At 72.6% G+C, this 13,418-nt stretch carries 12 protein-coding genes and 1 tRNA gene; 8 read left to right on the forward strand and 5 right to left on the reverse strand.

What is annotated here, in order from left to right; translation table 11 throughout:
• Positions 1-58 precede the first annotated feature (58 nt).
• From ACGFSH_RS01515 to ACGFSH_RS01530, 4 genes are all read right to left on the reverse strand, one after another.
• A complete protein-coding gene (locus ACGFSH_RS01515) occupies positions 59-355 on the reverse strand; it encodes a chaplin (RefSeq protein WP_393343834.1) in 297 nt (98 codons plus the stop codon).
• A 141-nt stretch (positions 356-496) separates the two neighbouring features.
• Positions 497-775, reverse strand: coding sequence for an acyl carrier protein (locus tag ACGFSH_RS01520; RefSeq protein ID WP_393343836.1), 279 nt, complete (start codon positions 773-775; stop codon positions 497-499).
• Entirely contained in the window at positions 772-1,854 is a 1,083-nt protein-coding gene (locus ACGFSH_RS01525) for an HAD-IIIC family phosphatase (RefSeq protein ID WP_393343838.1), read from the reverse strand. Before ACGFSH_RS01525 ends, ACGFSH_RS01520 begins: the two co-directional genes overlap by 4 nt.
• Entirely contained in the window at positions 1,851-3,704 is a 1,854-nt protein-coding gene (locus ACGFSH_RS01530; RefSeq protein WP_393343840.1) for a bis-aminopropyl spermidine synthase family protein, read from the reverse strand. The genes ACGFSH_RS01525 and ACGFSH_RS01530 overlap by 4 nt, the downstream gene beginning before the upstream one ends.
• A 485-nt stretch (positions 3,705-4,189) precedes the next feature.
• On the opposite strand from ACGFSH_RS01530, the gene ACGFSH_RS01535 reads away from it, so the two are divergent.
• The 5 genes from ACGFSH_RS01535 (at position 4,190) to ACGFSH_RS01555 (ending at position 8,041) form a co-directional block, all read left to right on the forward strand.
• On the forward strand, positions 4,190-4,570 hold the full coding sequence (locus tag ACGFSH_RS01535; RefSeq protein ID WP_329410022.1) for an S-adenosylmethionine decarboxylase: 381 nt from the start codon (positions 4,190-4,192) through the stop codon (positions 4,568-4,570).
• A 38-nt stretch (positions 4,571-4,608) separates the two neighbouring features.
• Positions 4,609-5,433: a 4'-phosphopantetheinyl transferase superfamily protein gene (locus ACGFSH_RS01540; RefSeq protein ID WP_393343843.1), complete on the forward strand. Its 825-nt coding sequence runs from the start codon at positions 4,609-4,611 to the stop codon at positions 5,431-5,433.
• A gap of 181 nt (positions 5,434-5,614) precedes the next feature.
• Entirely contained in the window at positions 5,615-6,142 is a 528-nt protein-coding gene (locus ACGFSH_RS01545) for a DUF6584 family protein (RefSeq protein WP_393343845.1), read from the forward strand.
• Positions 6,143-7,189: 1,047 nt separating this feature from the next.
• Entirely contained in the window at positions 7,190-7,603 is a 414-nt protein-coding gene (locus ACGFSH_RS01550; protein WP_393343847.1) for a hypothetical protein, read from the forward strand.
• Positions 7,604-7,843: 240 nt separating this feature from the next.
• On the forward strand, positions 7,844-8,041 hold the full coding sequence (locus ACGFSH_RS01555) for a hypothetical protein (protein ID WP_393343849.1): 198 nt from the start codon (positions 7,844-7,846) through the stop codon (positions 8,039-8,041).
• Between the two features lie 179 nt (positions 8,042-8,220).
• Here the strand turns inward: ACGFSH_RS01555 and ACGFSH_RS01560 are convergent.
• Positions 8,221-8,293 (reverse strand) — tRNA-Arg (locus ACGFSH_RS01560).
• A gap of 320 nt (positions 8,294-8,613) precedes the next feature.
• Between ACGFSH_RS01560 and ACGFSH_RS01565 the strand changes: the two genes are divergently transcribed.
• From ACGFSH_RS01565 to ACGFSH_RS01575, 3 genes are all read left to right on the forward strand, one after another.
• A complete protein-coding gene (locus ACGFSH_RS01565) occupies positions 8,614-10,224 on the forward strand; it encodes a dynamin family protein (RefSeq protein ID WP_393343851.1) in 1,611 nt (536 codons plus the stop codon).
• A 225-nt stretch (positions 10,225-10,449) separates the two neighbouring features.
• A complete protein-coding gene (locus ACGFSH_RS01570) occupies positions 10,450-12,417 on the forward strand; it encodes a YfjP family GTPase (protein ID WP_393343853.1) in 1,968 nt (655 codons plus the stop codon).
• 349 nt (positions 12,418-12,766) lie between these two features.
• A complete protein-coding gene (locus tag ACGFSH_RS01575) occupies positions 12,767-13,345 on the forward strand; it encodes a single-stranded DNA-binding protein (RefSeq protein ID WP_393343855.1) in 579 nt (192 codons plus the stop codon).
• Positions 13,346-13,418: the final 73 nt, after the last annotated feature.

Genomic DNA, 13,418 nt, shown 5'->3' on the forward strand with positions numbered 1-13,418 from the left:
GAGGAAAAGGGGAGAGCCCCGGCGCTCGAGGTGCCGGGGCTCTCCTGGGGAATGCTGCTCAGTCGCCGTAGCCGTTGTGGCCACCGTGCTTGTCGCCGCCACCCTTGCCGTGGTCGCTGACGTTGGCGCAGGTGTTGCCGAACGCGGGGTTCAGCAGACCGATGACGTTGACGGTGTTGCCGCAGACGTTGACCGGGATGTGGATCGGAACCTGGACGACGTTGCCCGACAGGACACCCGGCGAGCCGATGGCAGCACCGTTGGCACCCGCGTCCGCCATGGCCAGGCCGGCCCCGCTGACCACCACGGCGCTGGTGCCGAGGGCAACAGCGGCAACCTTCGCGATGCGAGACATCACGTTCTCCTTAGCTGATTCGGTTCGTGCGGCAGCAGGGGGCGCCGTCGCACTTCCCGTTCAACGCCGCCGTTCCCACCGGGTCACGGCACGACCGTAGGGATCACCCTTTTTGAACAGGGTGGACGTACAGACGGGTGGCTAGGAGGGCTGGAGGTGGGCCGCGACGAAGTCGCTCAGGGTGGCGATGGACTGAAGGCTGTCCAGGCTCAGGTCCAGCGCGGCCACGTCCACCCCGAAACGCCGGTCGACGGCGCCCAGCAGGGTCACCCCGGCCAGCGAGGTGAGGCCGATCCGCGGCCCGAACAGGTCGGTGTCGGCGGGCAGTGCGGCGACGAACGCCTCGTCCAGGCGGGCCGCCTCGGCGATCATCGAGCGCAGCTCGCGTTCCACCGCGCCGCGGTCCAGGGTGTCCGTCACGCCTCGGCGTCCTCTCGTTCGGCGACCCGCAGCCAGGCGGGCGGCTCGGGCAGTTCGTCGTCCAGGCTGCGCCCCAGGACCGCTGAATCGGCGGCCGCGCCCTCGCCGGGGCCGTCCACACGGCGCAGACCCGCCTGGCGGAGCAGGATCCGCATCTCCAGGTTGGCGTCCGTCGGGCGCAGCGTGACCCGGAACTCCGACGCCCCCCGCTCGCGGGCCCGCCGCATCAGCCGGAACAGGAACGCCGCGGCCGCTCCCCGGCCGGCGACCCGGCAGGACAGGGCGAGCAGCGGCACCGACCAGCAGGCGTCGCCGGTCCGGTCGACGAGGGCGGCGCCGATGACGCCGTACTCGCCGAAACGGTCCGTCATATGGGCCGTGAACAGCTCGTGTCCGGGCGCGGCGGCCAGTTCGCGCAGCCGGTGGGGGGTGAGGCCGGAGGAGTTCAGACGGTGCGTGCGGGCGGCGAGTTCCAGCGCGCGGGGGACCTCGCCCGGCGTCGCCGCGCCGACCGTCAGACGCATGTCGCACCAGCGCAGGAACTCCTCGCGCGAGCCCCGGAAGCGCTCGCCCTCGGCCCGGCGGGTCTCCTCGGTGCGGTAGCGGCGCACCCGCTCCCGTGACTCCGGGGTGACCTCCCGGCCCTCGAACGCGGCCAGCAGCGCGGGGACGTCCTCGGGGGCCAGGGTGCGCACCTGCGGCAGCAGCGCCTCGACCTCGGCGCGCTCATAGGGGGAGTCGTCGACCAGGAGCAGCGCGTCCACCGCGATGCCCAGCTCCTCGGCGATCCTGCGCAGCGACTCGCTCTTGTCCTGCCAGGACACCTGCGGCGCCAGGAACCGCTCGCGCAGCGCCGGCACGGTCTCCAGCCGGTCGAGCACCGACGGGGCGCTGCGGCTCGCGATGCTGCTGAGCACGCCGAGGGCGGCCAGCGCGTCGATCGCGGCGAGCGTGCCGGGGCGGGGCGTGGGCAGCGCGTCGGTGGCCGACTCGACGGCGACCTCGTCCCACAAGGTGCCGTCGAGGTCCCAGACGACGCACTTGACCCGGTCCGGGTCGAAGCCCTCCGTGCCGCTCATCGCACGCCGCCGTCCGCGCTCGTCCGCCGCGCCTCTTTCCCGTCCGGCTTCTCCTGCTCGCCCTTCGGCAGGAACAGCTTCATCGACAGGCTGGTCGGGTCGAAGCCGAACTTGCGGTAGACCGTGCGCATCGGAACGTTCCCCACGTGGACCCTGCCGACGACCTCCGTGATGCCGTTGGCCGCGCAGAACTCCAGGCCCGCGGTGAGCAGGAGTTCGGCGACGTCGCCGCGGTTGTCCAGTAGGGAGACCGCGAGGGAGCGGAAGTTGGCGTACCGGTCGCCGGTCATCGCGTTCTGGTTGATGCTCACCCAGCACCAGCCGACCGGCTCCTCGCCGGGGCGGTGAGCGACGATCATGCCCTCCTTGGACTTCTCCATGGCGCGGCCGAGGCGCGACTCCCAGCGGGCGGGGTCGTCGATGGCGTCCTCGCCGAAGGAGACACGGGCGATCTCGGCCTCGAACCGCCCGATGGCCGGCAGATCGCGTTCGTCGGCCTGCCGGGTGACGTACGGCCGGGCCCGCTCGGCGAGCGCGGCACGCTCGGCCTCCTCCGGCGGACGCCAGCCGTAAGCGCGCGGCGCGGGGGCGATCGGAGCGACGGGGGCGGGCGGAGCGGGGGCGGGGGGAGCGACGGGGGCCGGGACGGCGGCGGCCGGAGTGCCGGCGGCCGAGGGCCGCGGTTCGGCGGCCGGCGCCGGCGGCTCCTCCGCCGGGACCAGGCGGCCGGGGCGGAAGGGGCCCTTGCCGCACTGCGGGCAGCCGTCCTCGCGCAGCGCGGCGACCGACGTCCAGCGGGCGCCGGGGCCGACCCGGATCCGCGCGTCGCACGCCGCGCACGTGTACTCGCGCTGCCGGGTCCGCTTGTCGCCGGTGTAGAGCGGGCCGCTGAACTCACCCTGTCGGGAGGCGGTCGAGGTGGTGGTCAGCAGGTGCTGGAAGAAGCCGACGCCGCCGAGGATGCCGCTGCCCTCGTACTCGTTGAAGTTGCGGACGTAGCCGTTGGTGACCAGGCCGAGTTCCATGATCTCCCGCTGCACCTCCAGCATCTCGTCCGGGCTCTTGCCGCCGAACGAGAAGAAGACGCTGTGCGCAGGACCGGGCCGCAGCCCCTCCACCGCGCGGGAGAGGAAGAGCCGGGCGCCCTCGGGCGTGTACGGCGGGTCGGTCATGGCGACGTCGTGCTGCCCGTGCAGCTCGGCGGGCAGCGGACGGCGCAGATCGTGCTGGACGGTCTCGACGCGGGTGCCGAGCCCGGCCGCCGTCTTGCGGATGTGGTCGAGGATCTCCGGCGAGATGTCCACGACGGTCACCCGCTCCACGATGGGGCCGCCGAGCACGTCTCCGACCACGGCGACGGCCAGGGACACCAGGTCGTCGTCGCCGATCAGCAGCAGCGAACCGCCCGGCAGCGCCCCCGCCGTGAGCAGCGCGAGCACCCGGCGCACCTTCGTCTCGGCCGTGCAGTGCGACTGGTCGATCGCCATGTCGGCGGCGGGACCGGACTCCATGAGCGCGCGCAGCCGGGTCACCGCCTCGTCCAGCACGTCGGGGATGACCAGCTCACGGCCGTCGCAGGCCCGGCAGGTGGCGTCGAGGACGAGGTCCATGCCCAGCTGGGCGACGAGGTCCGCACCGGCATCGGTCAGCCGCGACGGACGTGACTCCGTGACGAGACCACGGCGGCGCAGCTCGTTGCCGAGGGCGGCCACGATCGGCACGGGCAGGCCCGTCGCGCGGCTGAGCTCCTTCGTGGACGCCGGGGCGAGCCGGCGCAGGGCGCGCAGGACGGACCGCACTCCGGGCGGACCCTCCTGGAGCCGGACGGCGTCCGCGACTTCCGTGAGCACGGAATCGGCGGGGGTGCTCCGAGGGTGCCGACGCGCGTTGGTCACAATGCTGCTCCAGGCAAACTGATCTGTGGATTCCGGGACCATCGAGTATACGGGCTGGTGGAGAGCCGTCCGGTCCCGCACCCGGCGCGGAGAAACGACAGCGGAACGGCGCGTAATTCGCCCGCCCAGGACGTAATGGCATGGCGTTCACGCAGCGGAATCCCCGAATGCCTGCCGCGACGATTCCCGAAAAGGTTCCGGGAACTCACCGAAACCTTCCCGAGGACTTTCCGGAAACTTCCCGGATGCTCCTGGGCATGAAAGGGAAATGCCTCCCGAAAGGCACCGCACCGGTTCTCCGCCGAATGCGCCGGACGCCCCCCGGCCCCCTTGACGCACCGCGCGCGCGAGCCCCCCTGCGCCCCGGATGCTACTCTGGGCACCATCGAGCGCCTATATGAAAGGAGACGGGGGCAGCGGTTCGTCACCCCCGGTTCCCCATGACCAACTCCTCCAGCCTCGCCACCGAAGGCATAAATGTCGACGACCTCTGCTCTTATGCGGTCGACGTTTGGGTGAGCGACCACAGCATCCTGACCGACGAGGAGCGCCTCCTCCAGGTGCTGCGCACGGCCGCCGAAAAGGGAAACGCCACGGTGCTCGGCGAGGCGTCGCACGTTTTCCCCAACGGCGCCGTCACCGCGATTCTCCTGCTTTCCGCCTCGCACCTGAGCATTCACACCTGGCCCGAATTCAGCCTGGCGAACGTGGACCTCCTCGCCTACGGCCGGCTGAACGGCGAGCGCATGATGCAGAGCGTGGAACTCGGCCTCTCGCCGACGCGCATCAACGTGACGCGCATGCTGCGCGCCGTGCACTGACCGCTCCCTCCCTCGCGCCGCCGGGACGAGACGCCGCCGTGCCAGGACATCCCGTTCACGTGTGGTGGGCCGCTCTGGCCGACGCCCACCCGGGGCTCCTGGCACTGCTCGACCCGGTGGAGCGCCGCCGCCACGACGCGACCGCCGACCCGGCGGACCGCGGACGGTTCCTGGTGGGCTGTGCGCTGAGCCGGATCGCCCTGGCCGGACCGCTGGGCGTGCCGGCGGCGGACGTCCCCCTGCGCCGCGTGTGCCCGCGCTGCGGCGGCCCGCACGGCAAGGTCCGGCTGGAACCGCCGCCGCGGGGCGGACCGCGGCCCGACTTCTCCGTCACGCACAGCGGCGCGGTCATCGGCGTCGCCGTCTGTGAGAACGGACGCGTGGGCCTCGACGTCGAGGACGCGGACCTCGGCCTCGACGTGGACACGGCCGCCCGCGTCGCCCTGGCCGCCCCCGAACTGGCCGCGCTGCACCGCCGCCCGCCCGCCGCCCGCAAGGCCGCCTTCCTGCGCACATGGACCCGCAAGGAGGCCGTGCTGAAGGCACTCGGTGTGGGACTCGGAGCACCCCTGCGCGCCCTGGAACTGTCCGACCCCGAACAGCCCCCGGCCGTGCTCACCTGGCCCGAACAACTCACCCCCGCCGCCGTCCCGCCCCACATGATGCTGACGGACCTGCTCGCCCACGGGACGCATCCCGCGGCGGTGGCGATCACGAACTCCGTCGCCCCCAGGACCGAGGCCGACGCGGCGACGCCGAGCGGGGTGCACATCACCCTGCGGGACGGCTCGGCCGCCCTCACCGAATACCTCCGGACCAGGGGCCGGGAAACGACGGCGCCGGATACGGCATGGGGGGCGTGAGGGCGGGGGAGGCAGAGGCGCACGCGGACGTGGACGGGTACGGCTACGGGACAGGTACGGGTCCGGCTACGGGACAGGTACGGGTCCGGCTACGGGTACAGGTACGGGTACAGGTACAGGTACGGGTACGGGCGTCGAAACCGGGTCGACGTACGCCATTGCGTTACTCGATCATGCGTTCATGCCCCTGAGAGAGACCCTTGCCCGCGTGGACGCGGACCTGGCCGCCGGCCGCATCCCCGTCGCGCGCCAGCGCCTGCGCGGCCTCGTCTCGTCGTACCCGCACGACCTGACGCTGCGTAGACGTCTGGCCGAGGTCTACCGGCTCTACGGCGACGCCGCCGAGGCCGGACGCTGGATGTACCTCGACAGCGACCGCAACGCCGACGAGAGCGCCGCCTTCGAGGCGCGGTACAGCTCTCCCCGGCAACGGATGAAGGCCCTCGCCTGGCAGGCCCCCGAGACGAAGGCCGCCTCGGCTTTCGCGGCGGAGCAACTGGTCGCGGTACGGACCGCTTGCGCCGAGGAGTCGGGCCACCCCGTCCACTGGGAAGACCCGGCCTCCTACCGGGACGCCCCGGAGGGCGAACACGAGGCGCCGGCCGAGCCATGGACGATCGGCGGCGCGCTGGCAGGCCTCGGCTGCCTGACGGCGGCCGTCGCCTTCCTGGCGATCTGGGTGAACGGCCTGGTGGCTCTCTTCAGCTGATCCAACATCCGGATTCCGCCCAGCCCGCCCGGCCCCGCCCGGCCTCACCGACGCCGCGCTGCGGCGCCCACGGCGAGAACCTGTGCCCGGCGCCCGGCGGCCAAGTGCCGCACGAGCGGCGGCAGTCCACCGCCCACGGACGTACGACGCCTTCGACACGAGTTCGGCGGAGGGCGGATCATGCGTCTCGGCTGAAGTCGTGCGCCCGGGGTATCCGCCTGAACATGCTCGCCCTGAATGCTTACCGCTCGTATCACGGCGCAACGACCGTGTGGGCCTTCGTCGTTGCCATCCTCATCGTGCTGGTGGCCGGTTGGTACATCCGACGCCGAAGGTAGCCGCGACGCTCGCTGACCCGCTACGGGCGGGTCCGGCAGACCCCTACGGACGGTTGACCGGAACCGCGTGGACGATCTCGCAGCGAGCGGCAGGCACCACGCCGCCCGCCGCCTGCAAGGGCCGTCTCTGCGCGAGGAAGCGAGCAGCTATGCGGCTGCGAGGCGCCGGTGTTGCCCGCGGTTGCCCCCTGCGCGCGGCACGCACCCTCAGCACCGCCCCGGCCAACCCGGGTGTACAGCCCCCTGCCCAAACGAGCCCTGCCACCTGAGCACAGATGACAACGACGGCTGCACGTCACGTCCGGCGGACATGGCTGAAGCGGAGCAACTCCACACAACAGCAGCCCTGTTGAAGTACGCCGCGGACACTCCCGACGATCAGGACGCGGAGCCGGTGAGCGTAGGTACTCCGCGTCGCAACCAGTCGCGGTCACTCTTGGAGGTGGGCGAACCGCACCGCTTCTGACGCAGTGACCACAAGCGGTGCTTGCCGCCGACGACGCACCGTCTCAACCGGGGAGGAGAGCCCACCACGTCTCGGCTCCCCTCCCCGATGCTATGGCCGACTACCGCTGAGACGGAGGGGACTGCCGACGAGGTCGAGGCGGGCGGTAGACCCTCAGGGATGCGATACCGCGGGGATATAGAGGCTTCCTAAGGTCGCTGCTGCCCGCATTGATCGTCCAGCGCGACCGAAAGGACACCCATCATGCGCAAGACTCTGGTTGCCGCCGCGGCAGGTGCCACACTGCTGCTCACCGCAGGCACCGCCACGGCAGCGCAATCCACACCGGAGAACCTGGCAATCCCGGGTGCCGGCTTCAAGGGCACCCTGACCACCTCCGACACCTTCGAGGTCTCGCTCTCGGGGAAGCTGACCGTCACCGACCCGACGGCCTGTTACTACGTGCAGGCCGGCGTCAGCGTATGGATCGGAAAACCTCGCGAACCGCGGACCTACGTCTCATCCCGCACGCACTGCGGTCCGGGCACCTATGACGTCACGACGCCCAGCGTCAAGTGGTCAGCCGGCGTGCGGGGCCCGTCGGCCCACCTCTGCAAGGTCACCGACGAGCCCCCGGCCTCCAGCGAGCCCTGCCGTCCCTTCCCGCCGTCCGCCTGACATCGGCCGACAGCCACGCGAGCGGCATCACCGCTGCGGCGGCATCGCACGGTCCTGGCCGGCGGGCGTCCTCGCCGCAAGACATGACGAGGGGAGGACGAGCAGCTCAAGTCCGGTGATCCGCTGTTCCAGGGGGAGACGGGCGGCGTCCTCGCGGGATCGGTCATCCGCCGGGCGGGGCGCAGCGCGCGGAGGGCCGTCCTGCCGCCGCACGTCTTCGAGCCGCCCACGGGAAAGCGGGTGTACGACAACCGGCACACGCGCCTCACGAAGTGGCTCAATGACGGGATCCCGCCCGCCCAGGTGGCTGAATGGGCCGGCAACAGCGTGCCGGTATTGCTGGCCACCTACGCCCGGTGCGTCGAGGGGCAGCTGCCTGACTTGAAACGGCGCCTGGAGGCCGCGGGGGATCTTCCCGAGCTGCCCGACGCGGGCTGAGGCTCCGCGCCGAAAACTTCGACACGTATTCGACACAGCCACCCGCGAAAACCCGGTTGCAGCCGGACAGCCCCGGACCCTCCCCATGATCGTCGGGGGAGTGTCCGGGGCTTTGGCGCGTCGCACCATACATGCTCTGACCAGCAAAAATGCCCTCCCAATGGGAGGGCGGAGACTTGCGCCCCCGGCAGGACTCGAACCTGCGGCCAAGCGCTTAGAAGGCGCCTGCTCTATCCACTGAGCTACGGGGGCCGGTGTGGTGGCCTCGTACGTGCTGCCCGGGTGTGGGCTGATCCGTCACGCTGCCGGGGACAAGGATAGGGCTCCCGGTTCCTTGTCCTGGTTGCTTCGCCTCCGTGGCTCAATGTGGAGGTTCGGTGAAGCGGTCCTGATAATCGCAGGCAGGTGCGAATCGTGCACCGCTTTTGGCGTCCCGCGACACGGGTGTTGTGCACTCGTTATGCCTGGCCTGCACCTCTGTCCCAGTCGCACCTTCCGTCCGTTGTGTCCTATCGGCGCGCAGACATGCCTATATGCTTCATAAATCCCCTAAAATTGGGCATTCTTCGCGTGTGGTGACCTTGGACGTACGGCCTCAGCTGCTCGACGCACTCTCCGCCCTGCGCGACCGTGTCGCCGCCGCACGCTTTCCGCTGCCCCTGGCGGGCGCCCCACGCGCGCGTGCCAACCGCGACGAACTCCTCGCCCAGCTAGACGACTACTTGGTGCCCCGGCTCAGGCAGCCGGAGGCCCCGCTGCTCGCGGTGGTGGGCGGGTCCACCGGCGCCGGCAAGTCCACCCTCGTCAACTCCCTGGTGGGGCGGCGCGTCAGCGAGGCGGGCGTGCTGCGGCCGACGACACGCACACCGGTGCTCGTGTGCCATCCGGAGGACCAGCACTGGTTCAGCGGCATGCGCGTGCTGCCCGGCCTCACCCGCGTGTGGACGCACCGTCAGGAGTCCATGGAGGACCTGTTGCTGCCCGGCGAGGACGGCAGACGCGTGCTGCGCATCGAGACAGCCGACACGCTCCCGCCCGGCCTCGCCCTCCTCGACGCACCCGACGTCGACTCCCTCGTCGCCGACAACCGCGTCCTCGCCGCCGAACTGATCTGCGCCGCCGACATCTGGGTGATGGTCACGACGGCCGCACGCTACGCCGACGCCGTGCCCTGGCATCTGCTGCGCACGGCCAAGGAGTACGACGTCATGCTCGTGACCGTCCTCGACCGCGTGCCCCACCAGGTCGTCTCCGAGGTGTCCCGGCAGTACGGCGCCCTGCTCACCAAGGCCGGGCTCGGGGACGTCCCGCGCTTCACGGTTCCCGAACTGCCCGAGTCCGCCTGGGGCGGCGGGCTGCTGCCGGGCACCGCGGTGGCGCCGCTGCGAACCTGGCTGGCCCATCACGCCCAGGACTCGGGCGCCCGCCGCTACGCGCTGAGCCGCACGGCCCACGGCGTGCTCGACTCCCTCAAGGCCCGCATGCCCGAACTGGCGGGCGCGGCCGCCGCCCAGTACGCGGCCGCCCTGCGGCTGACCTCGGCGGTCGAGACGGCGTACGACAGCGAGTACGCGCGTGTACGGGGCCGGCTGCAGAGCGGCGCCGTGCTCGCCGGTGATGCCCTCAAGCGCTGGCGGGCCTTCCCGCTGGACTGCACCGCGAGCGAGCTCCTCGACGCCCTCTCAGAGAGCCTCGTGGCGCTCCTGCTGTGCGCGGTCGCCGCCGCCGACGAGCGCGTCGACGAGGCATGGCGGCGCGAACCCGCGGCACGAGCCCCGGAGCTGACGGGCCATGACGACGCCGATCCGGAGAGCGTCGAGCACCGGATCGGCCTCGCGGTACGACGCTGGCGGCGCGAACTCGACGAGTACGCCGAGGACGAGGTGCGCACCCTGGAACGTGGTGTCGCGCCCGATCCCGAGGCCGTCGCCGCCCTCGTCGCCACCGCACTGCTGGGCGGCCGCAGGGCGCGTTCGGCGGGCGAGGGGCTCGCGGAGCGGATCGGCGCGCACGGGGCCCTGCGGCTGCGCGACCGGGCCGGACGTCTGCTCGCCGAGCACCTCGACCGCGTCATGCACACCGAGCGCGAGCGCCGGCTCGCCCCCCTTGACGGACTCGAAGTCCACCCCGAACCCCAGGCCGAACTCATCGCCGCGCTGTCCGTACTGCAGAAGGAGAGGTGACCGGTGACCGCCGTCACTGACCAGGACCACACGGACCACACGGACCACAGGGACCACAGGGAGCACTCGGATCACCCCGATCGCTCGGACCACTCGGATCACACAGGTCACTCTGACGACACGGATCACTCGGGTCACTCCGATCAGGGGAGTCGCAGGGGCCCCACGGGCGACGGGGACGAGCGCGGCGACGGGAGCGCCGACAGCGACGTGGATGCCCGGGACGTGACGGACGCCGGTGACGAGAACGCGGCCGAGGCCCGCTCCCGCGCGCGGGAGGGACGCGCCGGCCGGCGCGACCGTGCGGAACGCGTGGCAGCCCGTCACGCGCGCGTGCCCGGCTCGGTCCCCCCGTCGGACGGCGACTCCGATGGGGAGGCGCGCACCGACTCGCCGGCGGAGGACGGCACGGCCTGGGACGACGGTCTCATCGCCCGCAGGGTGACCGAAGCGTCCGCAGCCGAGCAGGCCGCCGCCAAGGAGCCCCGGAGCGGCGTGACCGCCGCAGGGGGCGCAGGCGGAGGAGCGGGAAGCGGAGGAAGCCGAGGCGGGGGAGGCGGGGGAGGTGGGGGAGGCGGCGGGGCGCTGCCGTCGACTCCGCTCGTCTACGAGGGGCACCTGCGGTCCCGGCTCGAAGCCCTGCGCGAGCTCGTGGGGCTCTCCCGCGCCCGTCTCGACAACAGGACGCTCGCCCGCGCCGGCCGGGTCCTCGACGAGGCGGCGGCCCGGCGCAGGCTCTCGGGGCAGCACACCGTCGTCGCGCTCGCGGGCGCCACCGGGAGCGGGAAGTCCCAGCTGTTCAACGCCCTCGCGGGGGTGAACATCTCGGAGACGGGCGTGCGCAGGCCGACCACCTCCGCGCCCATCGCGTGCACGTGGAGCGACGGCGCGTCGGCCCTCATCGACCGGCTCGGCATTCCCGGACGGCTGCGCAGACGGCCGGTGCAGAGCGCGGACGCGGAGGAGCAGCTGCGCGGGCTCATCCTGGTCGACCTGCCCGACCACGATTCCGCCGCCGTCCAGCACCGGGAGCAGGTCGACCGCGTCCTGGGGCTGGTCGACGCGGTCATCTGGGTCGTCGATCCGGAGAAGTACGCCGACGCCGTCCTGCACGAGCGCTATCTGCGGCCCATGGCGGGCCACGCGGAGGTCATGTTCATCGTCCTCAACCAGGTCGACCGCCTGCCCGGCGAGGCCGCCGAGCTGGTCCTCGACGACCTGCGGCGCCTCCTGGACGAGGACGGCGTGGCCCTCGGCGAGTACGGCGAGCCCGGTGCCACCGTGCTCGCCCTGTCCGCGCTCACCGGCGACGGCCTGCCGGAACTGCGGGAACTGCTCGGCCAGTTCGTCGCGGAGCGCGGCGCCGCCGCACGCCGCATCTCGGCCGACCTGGACACCGCGGCATGGCGGCTGCGTCCCGTCTACGCCACCGGACGGCGCACCGGGCTCAGCGAGGAGGCGCGGGACGAGTTCGCCGACCGGCTCGCCGACGCGGTGGGCGCCACCGCGGCCGGTGAGGCGGCCGAGCGCGCCTGGCTGCGCAACGCGGGCCGCGCGTGCGGGACGCCGTGGCTGCGGCTGTGGCGCTGGCATCAGGACCGGCGCGACCCTCCCACCGGGCGACTGCCGGTCAGCGCCCCGCCCGACGAGGAGACCACGGCGAGGCAACGCGTCGAGCAGGCGGTTCGCACGCTGTCCGAGCGGGCCTCGGCGGGACTGCCCACGCCCTGGGCGCAGGCCGTGCGGGAGGCGGCCGTGCGCGGCGCGCAGGGGCTGCCCGAGGCGCTGGACGAACTGGCGGCGCGGGCCGGTCTGCCGCCCGGCAGGCCGCCGCGGCCGGGGTGGTGGCCCGTGGCCGTCATGGCGCAGGCGGCCATGACGCTGCTCCAGGTCGTCGGCGGTCTGTGGCTGGTCGGGCAGATCGTGGGCGTTCTCGCGCCGAATCTCGGGGTTCCGGTGCTGCTGATGGTGTCCGGCATCGTGGGCGGTCCGCTGGTCGAGTGGAGCTGCCGGATGGCGGCCCGCGGCCCGGCCCGGCGCTACGGCCAGGATGCGGAACGCCGGCTGCGGGAGGCGGCGGCCGGCTGCGGCCGGGCACGCGTCCTGGACCCCGTCGCCTCGGAACTGCTGCGCTACCGGGAGGTGCGGGAGCAGTACGCACGGGTCACGGGGGTGGCGGCCGGCGCGCGATGACGACGGGCGGTCGACGGGAGCGAGACGTCCGTCGCTCCTCGCGCGCCAGATGTCGGGCGATTCACGGGGGTGCGGCGTCGGATGCACGGGGGTGATCCGTCCAGGGGGATGTGTGTCACTCGTCCGGGTGGTGGCGTTGTCCACAGGCCGGGGGTGGTCCACAGGGCCCGGCGGGTCCGGTGCGGCGGAGGCAGTCTGGCTTCGCGGCGGTCGCGAAGGACGCGGTCGCCGTGAGGCAGCCGGCGGGGCGTGGTGTATCGGTGCGCGACCGCCGCTGCGTACTCGGCCGTACGGGAGAGGCCCGTGGGCCCGTCCGGGTGCGCGATCGCCCGGTGAGGGAGGGGTTCGAATGAACGAGACGATGGTCTGCGCGGTGGGCAACGTGGCGACGCAGCCGGTGTTCAGGGAGCTGGCGTCGGGCGCGTCGTTGAGGTTCCGGCTGGCGGTGACCTCGCGCTACTGGGACCGGGAGAAGAGCGCCTGGACCGACGGGCACACCAACTTCTTCACGGTGTGGTCCAACCGGCAGCTGGCCTCGAACGCGATGGCCTCGCTCAACGTCGGCGACCCGGTCGTCGTGCAGGGCAGGCTGAAGGTGCGCACGGAGTCGCGCGAGGGACAGCAGGGCTGGACGTCGGCGGACATCGACGCGGTGGCGATCGGTCATGACCTCGCCCGCGGCACGTCGGCGTTCCGGAGGTCGGGCCGCCCCGATCAGGCCGCCGCCGGCACGCCGTCACGGCCCGAGCCGGACTGGGAGACGCCGGCCACGAGTCCCGGGAGTCCCACGAGTACCGGAAGTCCCACGAGTACCGGGAATCTTGTGAGCCCCGCGGAGCCCGCGGACCCCGCGGGTTCCCCGGAGCGGAAGCCGCAGTCCCGGCGGCGGCGCGAGCCGGTGGCCGCGGGGGTGGCCGCGGCAACGTGAGCCGGGATGCGGGGCGACGCGGCGCGACGCGGGACGGACCGCTGCGCGAGGGAACGGGACGGTGACGCAGCGT

It is taken from the genome of Streptomyces sp. NPDC048481, assembly GCF_043200075.1.
Taxonomy (GTDB): Bacteria; Actinomycetota; Actinomycetes; order Streptomycetales; family Streptomycetaceae; genus Streptomyces.